The following is a 17,092-nucleotide window of genomic DNA, read 5'->3' on the forward strand; positions in this document are numbered from 1 at the left end:
GGCTCCGTCCGCCGTCATTGCGAGGAGCGCTTGCGACGAAGCAATCCAGGCTGTGTCCGCGGAGGGATTCTGGATTGCTTCGCTGCGCTCGCAATGACGAGGAGGAGGCAGCTACCCCGTCTTCCCCACCCGATACCCCGCTGCCGGATGCGGCGCGTCGAGCCTTGCACGTCCGGCGCCGAACAGCTTCTCCCGCAGCGTGCCCTTGGCATACTCGCTCTTGTAGCGCCCGCGCTTGGTCAGCTCCGGCACCAGCATGTCGGCGATGTCCTCGAAATCGCCGGGCGAGATCGCGAAGGCCACGTTGAGGCCGTCGACGTCGGTCTTCTCGAACCAGTCCTCGATCTTGTCGGCGACGCTTTCGGGCGTGCCGACCACGACCGGGCCGGCGCCGCCGATGCCGACATGCTCGATGACGTCGCGCACGGTCCAGACGCGGTCAGGGTCGCCGCGCGTGACGTTGTCGAGTGCGCTGCGACCGGCATCGTTCTGGACGTGACGCACCTGCTGGTCGAGCTCGTAGCCGGAGAAATCGATCCCGGTCCATCCCGACATCAGCGCCAGCGCGCCTTCCGGATTGATGTGCGAGCGGTAGTCGGCATATTTCGCCGCCGCTTCCGCCTCGGTGTTGCCGAGGATGATGGTCATCATGCTGAACATCAGGATCTCCGCCGGGTCGCGGCCCAGCGCGGCGGCCTCCTGGCGGATCGCCGACACGCGCGGCGCAATGATCTTGGCCGACGGTCCCGACATGAACACGCATTCGGCGTGCCTCGCCGCGAACTGCCGGCCGCGCGGCGAGGTGCCGGCCTGGTACAGCACCGGCGTGCGCTGCGGCGACGGCTCGCTGAGATGGATGGTGTTGTTGATGCGATAGTTCGCACTCTCGTGATTGATGCGGTGAACCTTGCTGGGATCGGTGAAGATGCCTCGCGCCCGGTCGCGCAGCACGGCGTCGTCCTCCCAGCTGCCTTCCCAGAGCTTGTAGACGACCTCCATATATTCGTCGGCGATGGCGTAGCGGTCGTCGTGCCCGGTCTGCTTGTCCTTGCCGGCGCCGCGCGCGGCGCTGTCGAGATAGCCGGTGACGACGTTCCAGCCGATCCGCCCCTCGGTGAGATGATCGAGCGTCGACATCCGCCGTGCGAACGGATAGGGCGGCTCGAAGGACAGATTGCTGGTGACGCCGAAGCCGAGATTCTGCGTCACCGCGGCCATCGCCGAGAGCAGCAGCAGCGGCTCGTTCGACGGCGTCTGTGCCGCGTTGCGCAAGGCCGCGTCGGGGCTGTTGCCATAGACGTCGTAGACCCCGAGCACGTCGGCCAGGAAAAGCCCGTCGAAACGGCCGCGCTCCAGCGTCCTGGCCAGATCGATCCAGTAGGGCAGGCGGTTGTAGTCGGCGGTGCGGTCGCGCGGATGGGTCCATAGGCCGGGTGATTGATGAGCGACGCAATTCATCGCAAAGGCGTTGAGTCTGATCTGCTTGGCCATGCTGGCTCCCGGCGCACTGTACTGAGCGCTCTTCGAATGATAGAGGTGCGCCCGAACTTGACGCCTGACTTGGCGAAGTTCTTGCATATCGCTTGCGCTTGGCAAGGCCAAAATCGGTGGCGCTGCTGGCGCCTGGCAAGCCAATCTCAAGCAAGCAAGGACGAAATCCCAAGAGAAGTACAAGCGAACTGGAAGTACAAGAGAACTGCAAGCGAAGTACAAGATCGATCCAACTCCCTGCCACTTTCGGAGGCCAACCCGTATCGGGTAAGGTCCTTCGTCCTGAAGTCCCGAAAAGCAAGTCATGACCAGAGCCGACGCCATCGCCCGCGCCCGTGAGGATTTTCGATCCGGCGCATTCCTCGCCGAGCTCGACCGCCGCGTCTCCTTCAAGACCGAGAGCCAGAACACCTCGCGCGGCCCCGAGCTGCGCGCCTATCTGGAGCAGGAGATGCAGCCGGCCTTCGCCGCGCTGGATTTCACCAGCCGTATCGTCGAGTCCCCCAGCGGCAAGGCGCCGTTCCTGCTCGCCGAGCATCACGAGAGTGCCTCCGCGCCGACCGTGCTGATCTACGGCCATGGCGACGTCGTCGACGGCATGGAAGGCGAGTGGCGCGACGGGCGCGATCCATGGCGCACTACGGTTGCGGGCGTGCGGCTCTACGGTCGCGGCACCGCCGACAACAAGGGTCAGCACAGCATCAACATGGCGGCGCTCCGCGCCGTGCGCGATGCCCGCGGCGGCAAGCTCGGCTTCAACGCCAAGTTCATCGTGGAGATGGGCGAGGAGATCGGCTCGCCCGATCTCGGCAAGGTCTGCAACCTCAATCGCGACGCGCTCAAGGCGGATCTGTTCATGGCCTCCGACGGGCCGCGCCTGTCCGCCGACCGTCCGACCCTGTTCCTCGGTTGCCGCGGCGGCATTCGCATTCATCTGGATGTGAACCTGCGCGACGGCGGCCATCATTCCGGCAATTGGGGCGGCGTTCTGGCCAATCCCGCGACCATTCTGGTCAACGCGATCTCGACGCTGGTCGACGGCCACGGCCGGCTCCAGCTTGAAGCGCTGAAGCCGCCGCGGCTCACCAACCAGATCCGCTCCTATCTGGCCGATGTGCAGGTGGTGCCGAGCGCGGACGAGCCCGCACTTGCGGAAAACTGGGGCGAGGAGGGTCTTTCGGCCGCCGAGCGGCTCTACGCCTGGAATACGCTGGAAGTGCTGGCGATGTCGTCGGGCAATATCGAGAAGCCGGCCAACGCCATTCCGGGCCATGCCAATGCCGTGCTGCAACTGCGTTTCGTGGTCGGGACCAGGATCGAGGGCCTGGTCGAGGTCATCCGGGCGCATCTAGTCGCAAAGGGTTTTCCGATGGTCGAGGTGCGGGCGGCCCAGAGTTTTGCTGCATCGCGCACAAACTTCGACAGTCCCTGGATCAAATGGGCGGCGGATTCGGTGCAGGAGACCACCGGCAAGGCGCCGGCCGTGCTGCCGAATTTCGGCGGCTCGCTTCCCAATGACGTGTTCTCCGAAATCCTCGGCCTGCCGACGATCTGGGTGCCGCACTCCTATCCCGGCTGCTCCCAGCATGCGCCCAATGAGCACATTCTGCTGCCTCTGACCGAAGAGGCCTTGACGGTGATGGCCGGGCTGTTCTGGGATCTCGGCCAATTGCCAGGACCGTTAACTCGCCCGCTAAACTAAGTCTCGATCCAGCCAAAAGTCACATTCTAATCCCGGCCGATTTGTGCTTGCATCCGGCCGCATCATCCTGAAAGGGGACAAAAAAGTGAAACATTTCCGTAGCATCGGGCTCGCGCTCGCCGCGACCTTCGTCGTCAGCCAGGCCGGCGCCCAGGAGCTGACCGGCACGCTGAAGAACATCAAGGACACCGGCGCCATCACGCTGGGCTTCCGCGACTCCTCGATCCCGTTCTCCTATCTCGACGACAACCAGAAGCCCGTCGGCTTCGCGATGGACATCTGCTACAAGATCGTCGACGCCGTGAAGAAGGAGCTCAAGCTCGACAAGCTCGAGGTCAAGCTCAACCCGGTGACCTCGGCGACCCGCATTCCGCTGATGGCCAACGGCACCATCGACCTCGAATGCGGCTCGACCACCAACAACGCCGAGCGCCAGAAGCAGGTCGCCTTCACCAACACCCACTACCTGACCGCCAGCCGCTACGTCTTCAAGAAGTCCAGCGGCCTGAAGTCGATCGACGATCTCAAGGGCAAGACGGTGGTCTCGACCGCCGGCACCACCAACATCAAGCAGCTCACCGAGGCCAATGTCGCCAAGGGCCTCGGCGCCAACATCATCCCCGCCAAGGACCACGCCGAGGCCTTCCTGATGGTCGAGACCGACCGCGCGGTCGCCTTCGTCATGGACGACATCTTGCTGGCGAGCCTCGTCGCCGGTTCGAAGTCGCCGGGCGACTATGAGATCTCCAAGGACGCCTTCTCCAAGCCCGAGCCCTATGGCATCATGCTGCGCAGGGACGATCCCGCCTTCAAGAAGGTGGTCGATGCGGCAACCGCCGCGCTCTATACGTCGGGCGAAGCCCAGAAGATCTACGACAAGTGGTTCACGCAGAAGATCCCGCCGAAGGGCCTGAACCTCAACACCCCGATCTCGGCCGAGCTGAAGAACGAGTTCGCCAAGCCGACGGACTCGCCGAATCCGGACGACTACAAGTAAGCAAAACCTCGATCTTTCGATCGGGATCATGTCCGGCCACTCTTGACACTGGAGTGGCCGGACATTTGCATAGGCGCCAGGACTTTCTCTCAAGACATCCATAGCTGGCGCGTTCGCGCGGGGGACACGTGAACTACAACTGGAACTGGGGAATCTTCTTCCAGCCGAACCCGATGGGGACCGGCACCTATCTCGATATGCTCTTGTCGGGCCTGGTGCTGACCCTCAAGACCGCGGCGCTGGCCTGGGTCATCGCGCTGATCACCGGCTCGCTCGTCGGCGTGATGCGCACGCTGCCGTCGAAGGGAGCGAACTGGTTCGGCTTCGCCTATGTCGAGTTCTTCCGCAACATGCCGCTGCTGGTGCAGCTCTTCCTGTGGTACTTCGTGCTGCCGGAGCTGCTGCCGAAAGCCGCCGGCACCTGGCTGAAGCAGCTGCCCAACGCGCCGTTCTGGACGGCGGCGATCGGCGTCGGTTTCTTCATGTCGGCGCGCGTTGCCGTGCAACTGCAGGCCGGCATCAGCTCGCTGCCGCGCGGGCAGAAGATGGCCGCAACGGCGCTGGGCCTGACCACCGCACAGGGCTATCGCTACGTGCTGCTGCCGATGGCGTTCCGCATCATCCTGCCGCCGCTGACCTCTGAATTCCTCAACACCATCAAGAACACGGCGGTCGCGATTACCATCGGCCTGCTCGAGCTGACCGGACAGGCGCGCTCGATGCAGGAATTCTCGTTCCAGGTGTTCGAAGCCTTCACCGCCGCGACCATCCTGTATCTCCTCGTCAACGCCGTTGTCGTGACCGCGATGCGCTTCCTCGAGCGCTGGGTCGCGATCCCCGGCTACATCACGGGGAAATAGCGATGTTCGGCAATCTCGATTTCGACGTCATCCGCCGCGCGCTGCCCTATCTGTTCTTCGAGGGCATGACGTTCACGCTGACGCTGACGGGCCTCGCAGCGCTCGGTGGTCTCATCTTCGGCACGGCCCTCGCCATGATGCGGCTCTCGGGCTTCAAGATCCTCGGCCGGGCCGCCGGGATCTATGTCGACTTCATGCGCTCGCTGCCGCTGGTGCTGGTGATCTTCTGGTTCTACTTCCTGGTGCCCTATATCGGGCAGTGGGTGACCGGTGCTGCACGACCGATCAGCGTCGGTGCCTTCGCGTCCTCGCTCATCACCTTCATCATGTTCGAGGCGGCGTATTTCTCGGAGATCATGCGCGCCGGCATCCAGTCGATCTCGCGCGGCCAGCCGGCCGCCGCCAGTGCGCTGGGGCTGACCTATGCCCAGACCATGCGCTACGTCGTGCTGCCGCAGGCGTTCCGCAACATGCTGCCGGTCCTGATCACGCAGACCATCGTGCTGTTTCAGGACACGTCGCTGGTCTACGTTCTCTCGATCACGGATTTCCTGGGAGCCGCGAGCAAGGTCGCGCAGCGCGACGGGCGCCTCGTCGAAATGTACCTGTTCGCAGCCGTGGTCTACTTCACCATTTCCTGTATCGCGTCCTACGGCGTCCGCCGCCTGCAGGCGCGCATCGCCATCATTCGCTAGGGCTAGACGCTCATGATCGAAATCAGCCACGTCAACAAATGGTACACGCCGAGCTTCCAGGTGCTGACCGATTGTACGACCAGCGTCACCAAGGGCGAGGTCGTGGTGGTCTGCGGCCCCTCGGGCTCGGGCAAGTCGACGCTGATCAAATGCGTCAATGCGCTGGAGCCGTTCCAGAGCGGCGACATCCTGGTCGACGGCACCAAGGTCAACGATCCCAAGACCGACCTGCCGAAGCTGCGCTCGCGCGTCGGCATGGTGTTCCAGCACTTCGAGCTGTTTCCGCACCTGAAGATCATCGACAATCTCTGCCTCGCGCAGGAGAAGGTGCTCGGGCGGCCGCATGACAAATCGGTCACCAAGGGCATGCAGCTGCTGGAGCGTGTCGGCCTCAAGGAGCAGGCGCAGAAATTTCCGGCGCAGCTCTCCGGCGGCCAGCAGCAGCGCGTCGCGATCGCCCGTGCGCTTGCGATGGACCCAATCGTCATGCTGTTCGACGAGCCGACCTCGGCGCTCGATCCGGAAATGGTCAGCGAGGTGCTCGACGTCATGGTCGATCTCGCCCGCGAAGGCATGACCATGATGGTCGTCACCCACGAGATGGGCTTTGCCCGCAAGGTGGCCAACCGCGTCATCTTCATGGACCGCGGCGAGATCGTCGAGGACGCGGCGAAGGAGGACTTCTTCGGCAAGCCCCGCAGCGACCGCGCGCAGAAGTTCTTGTCGAAGATTCTGTCGCATTAACTTTCTCGGTCGTTCCGGAGCGCGACGCAGTCGCGAGCCCGGAATCCATCGGGCGGCATGACCGGGGTGAGATGGATTCCGGGCTCGTCGCTGCGCGCCGCCCCGGAATGACTGGTTGAGGGTTTCGTGGCCCCAACAAATCTCGTATAGGGACGAGCAAATTCCACTTTCTCCCCAGGAGACCTGCCTTGGACCCGATCGCCTACGTCAATGGCTCATTCGTCCCGCTTTCCGAAGCCAAGATCTCGGTGCTCGATCGCGGCTTCCTGTTCGCCGACGGCATCTACGAGGTCTCGGCCGTGCTCGACGGCAAGCTGGTGGACAACGCCTCGCATCTGGCGCGGCTGGAGCGGTCGGTCGGCGAGATCAAGCTGAAGCTGCCGGAGACGATCGAGCGCATCACGGAGCTGCAGAAGGAGCTGATCGCGCGCAACAAGCTCGCGAACGGTCTCGTCTATCTCCAGGTGACGCGCGGCGCCGACAAGGGCCGTGACTTCGCCTTCCCCAAGGGCGACGTCAAATCGAGCCTGGTGATGTTCACCTCGGAAAAGGACATCATCAATGCCGCGTCGGCCAAGACCGGCATCAGCGTCATCACGGTGCCAGACATCCGCTGGGAGCGGCGCGACATCAAGAGCGTGGCGCTGCTGGCGCAGGTCTTGGCGAAGCAGGCCGCGGCCGAGGCCGGCGCAGGCGAGGCCTGGATGCTGGAAGACGGCTACGTCACCGAGGGCGGTTCGTCCTCGGCGTTCATCCTCACCAAGGACGACGTCATCGTGACCCGCAAGAATTCCAACGCGATCCTGCCGGGCTGCACCCGCAAGGCCGTGGTGGCGCTCGCCGAGGAACGCCAGCTCCGCGTCGAGGAGCGTTCGTTCACGGTCGCCGAGGCGCTCGCGGCCAAGGAGGCCTTTGCCACCTCGGCGTCGCTGTTCGTCCAGCCGGTGGTTGCGATCGACGGCCAGAAGATCGGCGACGGCAAGCCGGGCCCGATGGCCACCCGCCTGCGCGAGATCTACGTGGAGTTCGCCAAGGCCACGGCGGTCTGAGCCACGCGCAGCTCTAGGGTGGGCAAAGGCGCGAAGCGCCGTGCCCTTCGCGTTGCCCACCCTCCGAGACCTCTCCTGGCAGCCTACGCCACCGACGCCTTCATCCTCACCGGATGCACGGCGCGGAACGCGATCGCGATCCTGTTCCAGGCATTGATGGCGCCGATCAGCATGGTCAGGTTCACCGTCTCTTCCTCGGAGAACTGCGCGCGAACCTGCTGGTAGACATCATCGGGCGCGTGGGTCTGCGAGATCAGCGTTACCGATTCCGTCCAGGCCAGCGCGGCGCGCTCGCGGTCGGAGTAGAGCGGGGATTCGTGCCAGGCGTTGAGCAGGTAGATGCGCTGCTCGGTCTCGCCGCGCTTGCGGGCGTCCTCGGTGTGCATGTTGATGCAGAAGGCGCAGCCGTTGATCTGCGACGCCCGGATCTTGACCAGCTCGATCAGCGATTTCTCCAGGCCCGTCGACTGAATCTGCTGCTCAAGTGCCATCAGCGCTTTGATCGTATCGGGCGCGGCCTGATAGTAGTTCATGCGGGGCTTCATGGTCGTTCTCCTTTTCTTTGGTTGGGTCAGTGGGCTCCGCCGGCCGAGACCTGGCCGGGCTTCTTCAGAAAGAACACGGCGACGAGGGCAACGATCAGCGCCATGCCGAGCAAATAGAAGGTGTCGCTGAAGGCGAAGATGTAGGCCTGCTTCTGCACGACGCGGCCGATCGCGACATAGGCGCGATGTGCGGCGTCGGCACGGTCGAGGATGCCGTGATTGACGAAATACTGCGTCAGTTGCTCCAGCCGGGTGCGGGTGGCCTGCTCGAGTAATGAGACCGACTGCATCAGCACGTTGGAATGATACTGCTCGCGCTTGGTCAGCACGGTTTGCAGCAGCGCGATGCCGACGGCGCCGCCGAGATTGCGCATCATGTTGAACAGGCCGGAGGCCGAGCCCGCGTTCTCCGGCTCGATGCCGGCGGTCGCGACGGCCGACAGCGGCGCCATCACCAGCGCCTGGCCGACTGCGCGAACGATGTTGGGCCACATGAGCTGATCGGCGGCGTAGTCGCTGGTCATATGGATGTTCATGAAGTTGGAGGCCGCGAACAGAACGAAGCCGATGCCGATGATGATCCGCGCGTCGAATTTCTGCATCAGGCGCGGCACCAGCGGGATCAGCACGAGTTGCGGCAATCCGGTCCGGCCAGCACCATGCCGATCTGCTCGGCGTTGTAGCCCTGGATGCGTGCCAGATATTGCGGCAGGATGAATACAGAGCCGTATAGGGCGATGCCCAGCAGAAAGTTCGCGAGCATGCCGAAGCCGAAATTGCGGCGTAGGAGCAGGCGCAGATTGAGCAGCGGCTTCCTCACCGTCAGTTCGATGATCAGGAAGGTGATCAGCGCAACGGCCGCGATCACCGAGAGCTTGACGATGAAAGGCGAGCCGAACCAGTCGTCCTTGTTGCCTTCCTCCAGCACGGTCTGCAATGCCGACAGGCCGATGGCCATGGTGACGATGCCGGCCCAGTCGCCCTCGCGCAGGGCTGAGAGCCTCATCGGCTTGGGCTCGATCGCGTACCAGAGCATGCCGACCATGACCGCGCCGGGGACGAGGTTGACGTAGAAGATGTACTCCCAGCCGAAATTCTCGGTGAGATAGCCGCCGATGGTCGGGCCGATCGCAGGCGCGAACGTTGCCGACAGCGCGAACAACGCCAGGCCCACCGGCTGCTTTGCGCGCGGCAGCAACGTGATGATCAGCGTGAACGCCATCGGGATGAGCACGCCGCCGGTGAACCCTTGCACGGCGCGCAGCACGATCATCTGGGACAGGTCCTGCGCCAGCGCGCAGGCGGCCGACAGCAGCAGGAACAGGATCGCATTGGTGAGGAGATAGATGCGGATCGAGAACACCTGCGCGAGCCAGCCGGAGAGCGGGATCACGACGATCTCGGCGACGAGATAGGATGTCGAGATCCAGCCGCCGTCGTCGATGCCGGCGCCGATCGCGCCCTGGATGTCGGCGAGCGAGGCGTTGACGATCTGGATGTTCAGCACCGCCATGAACGCGCCGAGCGTGGCCCCGATCACCGCAATCCAGGTTTTTGCGGAGACCGCCGGCGCGGCGGGAGCAGCGGCAGCGGCGGGGAGGCGGGCGGCGACGTCGACGGTCGGTTGCAGCGTGCTCATGGCTTCAGCCGCCGTTCGCGCGCGAGGTGTTGCCGGCAAGGCGCTTTTCAGTCTCGCGCTCGGCAAGCACCGTGGCTTTCGTATCGACGGTCGGCACTGCCGACATGCCGGGGCGCAGCAGGCCGCTGAGGCTGTGGTCGTCAAGCACGATCTTCACGGGAACGCGCTGCACGATCTTGGTGAAATTGCCGGTCGCGTTGTCCGGCGGCAGCAGCGCGAATTCGAGCCCGCTCGCCGGCGACAGGCTGTCGACGTGGCCGCGCAGGGTCTTGTTGCGGAAGCTGTCGACGCGCAGCTCGACCGGCTGTCCGGGGCGCATATGCGTGAGCTGAGTCTCCTTGAAGTTCGCAACGACGTAGACCGCATCGAGCGGCACCACTGCCATCAATTGCGTGCCGGCCTGGACGTATTGGCCGACCCGCAGGCTCCGGGCGCCGACCGTGCCTTCGACCGGCGCGGTGATCTCGGTATAGGACAGGTTCAGCGCCGCCTGCTGCGCGGCCGCGCGTGCGCGCTCGAGCTGGGCGGTTGCCTGCGCGCGCTGGGTGGTGAGCACATCGACCTTGCGCTGCGCGGCGACGAGGCCGGACTTGGCGTGCTGCAATTGCGCGCTGCTGGCGCGCAGCGCCGCGTCGGTCTGCTGCGCGCGCTGGATCGTGCCGGAGCCCGACTTCATCAGATCGTCGTAGCGGGCGCGCTCCTCCTGCGCGAACTTGAGATTGGCGTTGGCGGCAGTGACGTCGGCCGTGCTCTGCTCGATGATCGGCTGCTGCAGTTCGAGCTGGGCATCGATGTTGCGCACCGAGGCTTCGGCGGCAGCGACGTCGGCTTTGGCCTGCTCGAGCGCCGTCTTGAAGTCGCGGTCGTCGATCTCCGCCAGCGTCTGGCCCGCCCTGACCCTCTCGTTGTCGCTGACGAGCACCTTCGCGATGTAGCCGGAGACCTTCGGCGCGATGATCGTGGAGTCCGCCTTCACATAGGCGTCGTCGGTGGATTCCAGGTAGCGGCCTGTTTTCAGGTAGTCGTAGCCAAAGTCGCCGGCTACCGCGACGCCGATCGCCAGCACCAGACCGAATGCTGCGCGCCTGATCGCCTGCCGGGACGGGCGCAGGCCTATTTTTTCATTGTTTCCAGCGACATAAGAAGCGTTCGACATGGGCATCCTCGGACTTTCCAGACGCCCCTTCGACATGGTGCGCTGTGGGTACCGGTAAGATGTGCTGTCCCAGCGATTGTGATAATCACTGGATTGATGGAAGCATTGTCCAGTAGAAGTGGATAATCTCGGCCGTGGATCGCTTTACCAGCCTGACCGCCTTCGTCCATGTGGTTGAAAACGGTGGCTTTTCGGCCGCTGGGCGCCGGCTCGACATGTCGACGACCATGGTGAGCAATCACGTCCAGGCGCTGGAGGATCGGCTCGGCGTCCGCCTGCTCAACCGCACCACGCGGAAGGTGAGCCTCACCGAAATCGGCAAGGCCTATTACGCTCGCACCATCCAGATTCTCGCCGATCTCGAGCAGGCCGACGACATCGCGAGCGAATTGCAGTCGGTGCCTCGCGGCACGCTGCGCATTCACGTTGCCACCCATATGGTGCCGTTCGTCGCGCCGGTCGTGGCGAAGCTGCTCTCGACCTATCCGGAGCTCAAGGTCGATCTGCGCATGGGCGAGGCCGATGTCGATCTCATCGAGGAAGGCTACGACGTCGCCTTGCGTATGACCCCGCCGCCGGATTCGAGCCTGATCGTGCGGAGCCTTGCGACCTGGCGTCACGTGCTGTGTTGCTCCCACGATTACATCGAGAAGCATGGCAAGGTGCAGAAGCTCGACGAGCTCACGGGGCACAATTGCGGACGGCATTTGAACTATCCGTTCGGCGATGAATGGCGCTTCCTTGATCGCAAGGGCACGCCGGCCTCCGTCCGTATTTCGGGCAGCTTCGTCACCAACAGCGGGGAAGCGCTGCGAAAGGTCGCGCTGGAGGGTGCGGCCGTCTGCCTGATGGCCGGGTTTCTCATTCAGGACGATCTGGAAGCCGGCCGCCTCGTGCGGCTCTTGCCGGAATATCGGACGGTCGAGCTGTCCATGAACGCAGTCTATCCGCACCGTCATCATCTCTCGGCGAAGGTCAGGACCTTCATCGACCTGATCGTGCATCACAGCGCCGAGCAGCAGAAGCTGATCAATCCGTATTCGTGAGGCCTGCGGTCAGGCCGCTCGCCGCGCCGTCGGCCGCGCCAACAGGGACTCGACCTCCGCCTTCACGGAAGCGATCGCGGCCTCTTGCACCGGGCCATAACCCCGGATATCCAGGGGCGCTTTGGCAATCGCGACGAGATCGGGAAGCCGCGCCGCGTCGAGCTCGCCGAGCATCCGTTCGATCAGCGCTTCATACCACGCAATCAGGTCGCGCTCGGTGCGCCGTTCCCGGGTATGGCCGAACGGATCGAACGGCGTGCCGCGCAGCCCCTTCAAACGCGCGAGGATGGCGAGCGGCATCTGGATCCACTGGCCGAAAGCGCGCTTGCGCGGACGTCCACGCGCGTCGCGCTCCGAGGGGAGGAATGGCGGGGCGAGGTGATATCGGACCCTGAAGCCGTCCTCGAATTCGCGCTTCAGCTCGTCGAGGAAGCCGCTCTGCATGTGCAGGCGCGCCACCTCGTACTCGTCCTTGTAGGCCATCAGCTTGAACAGGGCGCGTGCGACGGCCTCGGTCAGAGCCTCGCTGTTCAGGGCAGTCTCCGCGCTGCGAACCCTCGCGATCGTGGTTCGGTAGCGCGCCGCATAGGCGCTGTCCTGATAGGCGGTGAGAAAGTCGGCGCGACGGTCGATGATCTGGTCGAGCGTCTCGACCTCCGGCGCTTCGGTCATTTTCGGCAGGAAGCCGGGATCGGAGGCCGCGATCCGGCCCCAGGCAAAGGCCTGCTTGTTGCGCTCGACCGCGACGCCGTTGAGCTCGATCGCGCGCAGCAGCGCCTGCAACGAAATCGGGACCAGCCCGCCCTGCCAGGCAAAGCCGAGCATGATGATGTTGGCATAGACGGCATCGCCGAGCAGCCGTTCGGCCAGCGCGTTGGCGTTGATCGTGGCGAGATTGTGCTCGCCGATGACCCGGCCGATCGCGCCCAGCCGGGCGGCGGAGGCGAGATCGGCGTCGCGGAAGCGGACCACGTCGCCGGTCGGCATCTCCGCGGTGTTGACCGCGGCCCGCGTGCCGCGGCGGTAGGTGCCGGATGCCTTCGGCGAGGAGCTGACGACCAGATCGCAGCCGATCAGCGCATCGGCCGCGCCCTGGTCGATGCGCACCTGGTGCAAGGCCTCGGGATCCGGTGCGAGGCGAATATAGCTCAGCACGGGCCCGAACTTCTGCGCAAAGCCGGTGAAGTCCAGCACCGAGACGCCGCGGCGTTCGAGGTGTGCGGCCATGCCGATCAGCGCGCCGACCGTGATCACGCCGGTGCCGCCGACGCCGGTCACGAGCAAATCGTAGGGGCGGTCGAGCGAGGCAGCGACGGGCAGGGCAAGCGTGGCCGCCCGGCTGACGGCGTCGATCTGGCTTGCGCTCTTGTTGCGGCGCGTCGCGCCTTCGACGGTGACGAAGCTCGGGCAGAAGCCGTTGAGACAGGAAAAATCCTTGTTGCAGGCCGACAGGTTGATCTGACGCTTGCGGCCGAACGGCGTCTCCTTCGGCTCGACGCTGAGGCAGTTGGATTCCACCGAGCAGTCGCCGCAACCTTCGCAGACGAGGTCGTTGATATAGGCGAAGCGCCTGGGGTCGGCCATCTGCCCGCGCTTGCGCCGGCGCCGCTTCTCGGTGGCGCAGGTCTGTTGGTAGATCAGGACCGAGACGCCGGGGATGTCGCGCAGCTCGCGCTGCACCGCATCCATCACCTCGCGCGGATGGATGGTGACGCCATCAGGCAGGTCGGCGGGCGAAAACTGTGCGGGATCATCCGACACCAGCGCGATGCGCCTCACGCCTTCGGCGCGAACGCTGTGCGCGATCGCATGGACGCTGACGGGCCCGTCGACCGGCTGGCCGCCGGTCATCGCGACGGCATCGTTGAACAGGATCTTGTAGGTGATGTTGGTCCCGGCCGCGATCGCCTGCCGGATCGCCATCGAGCCGGAATGGTAATAGGTGCCTTCGCCGAGGTTCTGGAAGACGTGCTTGCGGCCGGTGAATCGCGACGAAGCCGCCCAGTTCACGCCTTCGCCGCCCATCTGGATCAGCGACGAGGTCTCCCGGTCCATCCAGCTCGCCATGAAATGGCAGCCGATGCCGGCCAGCGCCTTCGATCCCTCGGGTACCTTCGTCGAAATGTTGTGCGGGCAGCCCGAACAGAAATAGGGCGTGCGCGTTGCGCCCGCGACGTTGATGCTGCGTGCCGCCTCCGGCAGGAGCGCGGCTGCGCGGGCAGCGAGATTGAGGCCCGGAAACATCGGATCGAGCCGGCGGGCTAGGACGCCGGCGAACGCGCGCGGCGACAATTCCCCGATCCAGGAGATCAGCCTGGCCCCGGTTTCATCGTGCTTGCCGACCATGCGTTCGGGCTTGCTGCCGGGATAGTCGTAAAAATATTCCTTGAACTGACTCTCGATGATGCCGCGCTTCTCCTCGACCACGAGGATCTCGCGCTTGCCTTTCACGAAGGCCATGGCGTCGTGCAGCGCCAGCGGCCAGACCATGCCGACCTTGTAGACGTCAATTCCGATGCGGCGGCAAGCCGCTTCGTCGAGGCCCATCAATCGCAGCGCCTCCATCAGATCGAGATGCGCCTTGCCGGTCGTGACGATGCCGTAGGTGGCGTCCGGAATGTCGTAGATGTGACGGTCGATCGGATTGGCCTTGGCGAAGGCATAGACCGCGTGCTTCTTCGCCTCCAGCCGCTCCTCGATCTGCGGGCCCGGCAAGTCGGGCCAGCGGTAGTGCAGGCCGCCTGGGGGCGGCGTGAAGTCCGGCGTGCGGAAGGCGCGGGGCCGGGGAAGTGCAACGGAGCTCGCCGATTCCACGATCTCCGAGATCGCCTTGAAGCCGACCCACATGCCGGAGAAGCGGCTCAGCGCGTAACCATATTCGCCGAACGCGAGATACTCGCCGACGCTGGCCGGATGCAGCGTCGGCATGAACCAGCTCATGAAGGCGACGTCGGATTGGTGCGGCATCGAGGAGGAGACGCAGCCGTGATCGTCGCCGGCGACGACCAGCACGCCGCCGTGGGGCGAGGAGCCGTACGCGTTGCCGTGCTTGAGCGCGTCGCCGGAACGATCGACGCCGGGGCCCTTGCCGTACCAGAGGCCGAACACGCCATCGACCTCGCGGTCGGCTTGCGTCTCGACCTGCTGCGAGCCGAGCACCGCGGTCGCAGCTAAGTCCTCGTTGACGGCCGGCAGAAATTCGATGCGGTCCCGCTTCAGGCGTTCCTGGATGCGCCAGAGTTCGAGATCGATGCCGCCGAGCGGCGAGCCGCGATAGCCGGAGATGAAGCCGGCGGTGTTGAGACCCGCGGCACGGTCGCGCCTCGCCTGGTCGAGCGCGATGCGGACGATGGCCTGCGTTCCCGTAAGGAAGACGCGGCCCTCGTCGCGGTCGTAGCGGTCGGAGAGCTCGTAGCTGTCGAGTGACGAAATGGCATCCATGGCAGACCTCGCGCGGCACCCTGCCGAATAGTGGAAGGGTATGCCCGGAGCCTTGGTAGTTCTTACCTATTCATTCGCATGGAAGCTAATTTATGGTACAATTTTTCATATCGATCCGGATTTTGGTAGGGTTGACTGGATTGTGAGGTCCCATGATTGAAGACCAGGACACCCGGATTCTCGCCCACCTCCAGAAGGACGGCCGCGCCACCAACCAGCAACTGGCGGAGGAGGTCGGCATGTCCACCTCGGCCTGCTGGCGCCGGGTGCGTGCGCTGGAGGAGGCTGGTGTCATTCAGGGTTATGCGGCCCTGGTCGCGCGCGAGCAGGCAGGGTTTGCGATGTCGGCCATCCTCCACGTCTCGCTGGAACGGCACGACGCGAAATTCGTCGACGAATTCGTCGCCAGGGTCACGAGGCGCCGCGAAGTGCTGGAGTGCTTTGCGACCACGGGCGATGCCGACTACCACCTGCGCGTCGTCGTGCAGGACATGGCGGCCTACAATCGCTTCCTCGACGAGTTCATGTTTCGCATCCCCGGCATCCGCTATGTCCGCAGCAACGTCGTGTTGAAAGAGATCAAGTCGAGCGTCGCGCTGCCGTTCTGAGACACGGGAGGCGCTTTTGTGTGGGCAAAGCGCCGTAGCAACCATTAAACGGCGCCCGCTTGCCGGTGAGCATGACGCCGTGCTTGCGGCCGTCAAGGCGTGGCCTGGCGGCAGTGGGGCAGGGGTGAGGCCGGCGCGACGGCCAGCCTTGACGGCCGCGGCGCGCGGCGTCTTTGTGAGGGCAGGTCGGGACGAAGAAACGGTGCTTCGGCCGAACAAAGAAACGCGATCAAGTGGCTGGTATGCCGGCGACTTCAGGCAATTTTTTCTGCCAGGGCGTGCCGCGAGCGACGACTGTATTGGCGAAGATCAGCAGCTTTCTGGCACACGCGATCAAGGCGCGTTTGTGCTCCTTGCCGGCTCGGGTCAGCCTTCCGTAGAACGCGATCAGCTGCGGATTCCAGCGGAATGAGGCGGGAAACGCGGCAGCAAAGAGCGCACGTCGCAGTCGGTCACGCCCGCCGGCGATCTGACGAGCGCCGGAGCGATCGCCGCTGTCGTCGTCGTAAGGGGCAATGCCAGCCAGCGCGGCCGCTTGTTCGCGCGTGATCTGACCGATCTCAGGCATCCGCACCAGAATGACCATGGCGGTCTTCAGCCCAATACCGTCGATGCTGTTGATCAAGGCGAGCCGCTTGGCAAGATCGCGATGCTCACGGATTGCGGCGGCCAGTGCCTTCAGTTCGACCCTCTCGCGCTTGGCCAGGCGGGCGATATCTTCCTTCCACAGCTTCTGGAGCCGCATATTGCGGCAGCTCTCGATCCGGTTCTTCAACCGAGCAATGTCCTCCGTGATCTGGTCGATCATCGTCAGATGCTCGGCAAAGGGCTGCAACCGGGGATCCGGAGCTGCGTGGATCTTCTTGACCGCGGCGGTACAGGCCGCAATCAGCGCGGCATCGATCTTGTCATTCTTGGCTCGCTGCAGCTGGAACACGCCATAAGCGCGCACCTGGGCCGGCTGAAACACGACGACCACAAACCGCTGCCGCCGCAGTTCGGCGACGACAGCTTGCTCATAGCCGCCACTCGCCTCGATCCCAACCCGCTTGATCTTGTGCTGCCGCAGCCATTCCACCAACACTTTATGGCCATCCGGCGTGTTGTCGGCCTGAAACC

13 protein-coding genes and 1 pseudogene are annotated in these 17,092 nt (G+C 64.5%); 8 read left to right on the forward strand and 6 right to left on the reverse strand.

The genetic code is table 11. From position 1 onward, the window contains the following. Positions 1–111 precede the first annotated feature (111 nt). Positions 112–1,491 (reverse strand): LLM class flavin-dependent oxidoreductase, encoded by a 1,380-nt coding sequence (locus tag K410_RS0107485; protein WP_028134271.1) that lies wholly within the window; start codon positions 1,489–1,491, stop codon positions 112–114. A gap of 304 nt (positions 1,492–1,795) precedes the next feature. Between K410_RS0107485 and K410_RS0107490 the strand changes: the two genes are divergently transcribed. From K410_RS0107490 to K410_RS0107515, 6 genes are all read left to right on the forward strand, one after another. Next, positions 1,796–3,193: a M20 family metallopeptidase gene (locus K410_RS0107490; RefSeq protein ID WP_028134272.1), complete on the forward strand. Its 1,398-nt coding sequence runs from the start codon at positions 1,796–1,798 to the stop codon at positions 3,191–3,193. Positions 3,194–3,278: 85 nt separating this feature from the next. Further along, the gene (locus K410_RS0107495) at positions 3,279–4,190 is read left to right on the forward strand and encodes an amino acid ABC transporter substrate-binding protein (protein WP_028134273.1); all 912 of its coding nucleotides are present in this window, start codon (positions 3,279–3,281) and stop codon (positions 4,188–4,190) included. Between the two features lie 128 nt (positions 4,191–4,318). Next, positions 4,319–5,050 carry an amino acid ABC transporter permease gene (locus K410_RS0107500; RefSeq protein WP_028134274.1) on the forward strand — a complete coding sequence of 244 codons (732 nt, stop codon included), beginning with the start codon at positions 4,319–4,321 and terminating at the stop codon, positions 5,048–5,050. A gap of 2 nt (positions 5,051–5,052) precedes the next feature. Next, a complete protein-coding gene (locus K410_RS0107505; RefSeq protein WP_028134275.1) occupies positions 5,053–5,745 on the forward strand; it encodes an amino acid ABC transporter permease in 693 nt (230 codons plus the stop codon). 12 nt (positions 5,746–5,757) lie between these two features. Next, complete coding sequence (locus K410_RS0107510; protein ID WP_028134276.1) at positions 5,758–6,489, forward strand: amino acid ABC transporter ATP-binding protein; 732 nt, start codon at positions 5,758–5,760, stop codon at positions 6,487–6,489. 188 nt (positions 6,490–6,677) lie between these two features. Then, positions 6,678–7,538 (forward strand): D-amino-acid transaminase, encoded by an 861-nt coding sequence (locus K410_RS0107515; RefSeq protein ID WP_028134277.1) that lies wholly within the window; start codon positions 6,678–6,680, stop codon positions 7,536–7,538. Positions 7,539–7,621: 83 nt separating this feature from the next. On the opposite strand, the gene K410_RS0107520 is transcribed toward K410_RS0107515, so the two are convergent. The 3 genes and pseudogenes from K410_RS0107520 to K410_RS0107530 form a co-directional block, all read right to left on the reverse strand. Continuing rightward, the gene (locus K410_RS0107520; RefSeq protein WP_028134278.1) at positions 7,622–8,083 is read right to left on the reverse strand and encodes a carboxymuconolactone decarboxylase family protein; all 462 of its coding nucleotides are present in this window, start codon (positions 8,081–8,083) and stop codon (positions 7,622–7,624) included. A 26-nt stretch (positions 8,084–8,109) separates the two neighbouring features. Next, positions 8,110–9,722: pseudogene (locus K410_RS0107525) on the reverse strand (MDR family MFS transporter). 4 nt (positions 9,723–9,726) lie between these two features. After that, a complete protein-coding gene (locus K410_RS0107530) occupies positions 9,727–10,878 on the reverse strand; it encodes an HlyD family secretion protein (protein WP_028134279.1) in 1,152 nt (383 codons plus the stop codon). A gap of 134 nt (positions 10,879–11,012) precedes the next feature. Between K410_RS0107530 and K410_RS0107535 the strand changes: the two genes are divergently transcribed. After that, on the forward strand, positions 11,013–11,924 hold the full coding sequence (locus K410_RS0107535) for a LysR family transcriptional regulator (protein ID WP_028134280.1): 912 nt from the start codon (positions 11,013–11,015) through the stop codon (positions 11,922–11,924). 9 nt (positions 11,925–11,933) lie between these two features. Here the strand turns inward: K410_RS0107535 and K410_RS0107540 are convergent, their stop codons facing one another. Further along, positions 11,934–15,365, reverse strand: a complete 3,432-nt coding sequence (locus K410_RS0107540; RefSeq protein ID WP_028134281.1) for an indolepyruvate ferredoxin oxidoreductase family protein — start codon at positions 15,363–15,365, stop codon at positions 11,934–11,936. Between the two features lie 152 nt (positions 15,366–15,517). Between K410_RS0107540 and K410_RS0107545 the strand changes: the two genes are divergently transcribed. Further along, complete coding sequence (locus tag K410_RS0107545) at positions 15,518–15,973, forward strand: Lrp/AsnC family transcriptional regulator (protein ID WP_028134282.1); 456 nt, start codon at positions 15,518–15,520, stop codon at positions 15,971–15,973. Between the two features lie 229 nt (positions 15,974–16,202). Here the strand turns inward: K410_RS0107545 and K410_RS0107550 are convergent. Further along, positions 16,203–17,092: IS110 family RNA-guided transposase (locus K410_RS0107550; protein WP_245269337.1), on the reverse strand; the 890-nt coding region annotated here is incomplete at its 5' end.

Source organism: Bradyrhizobium sp. 22, from assembly GCF_000482425.1.
GTDB classification, from domain to species: domain Bacteria; phylum Pseudomonadota; class Alphaproteobacteria; order Rhizobiales; family Xanthobacteraceae; genus Bradyrhizobium; species Bradyrhizobium japonicum_B.

Excerpts from the sequence above, each read along its gene's own strand:
- K410_RS0107490 (WP_028134272.1), top strand. The coding sequence starts at position 1,796 with ATGACCAGAGCCGACGCCATCGCCCGCGCCCGTGAGGATTTTCGATCC.
- K410_RS0107505 (WP_028134275.1), top strand. The coding sequence starts at position 5,053 with ATGTTCGGCAATCTCGATTTCGACGTCATCCGCCGCGCGCTGCCCTAT.
- K410_RS0107545 (WP_028134282.1), top strand. The coding sequence starts at position 15,518 with ATGATTGAAGACCAGGACACCCGGATTCTCGCCCACCTCCAGAAGGAC.
- K410_RS0107510 (WP_028134276.1), top strand. The coding sequence starts at position 5,758 with ATGATCGAAATCAGCCACGTCAACAAATGGTACACGCCGAGCTTCCAG.
- K410_RS0107530 (WP_028134279.1), bottom strand. The coding sequence starts at position 10,878 with ATGTCGAACGCTTCTTATGTCGCTGGAAACAATGAAAAAATAGGCCTG.
- K410_RS0107485 (WP_028134271.1), bottom strand. The coding sequence starts at position 1,491 with ATGGCCAAGCAGATCAGACTCAACGCCTTTGCGATGAATTGCGTCGCT.
- K410_RS0107540 (WP_028134281.1), bottom strand. The coding sequence starts at position 15,365 with ATGGATGCCATTTCGTCACTCGACAGCTACGAGCTCTCCGACCGCTAC.
- K410_RS0107520 (WP_028134278.1), bottom strand. The coding sequence starts at position 8,083 with ATGAAGCCCCGCATGAACTACTATCAGGCCGCGCCCGATACGATCAAA.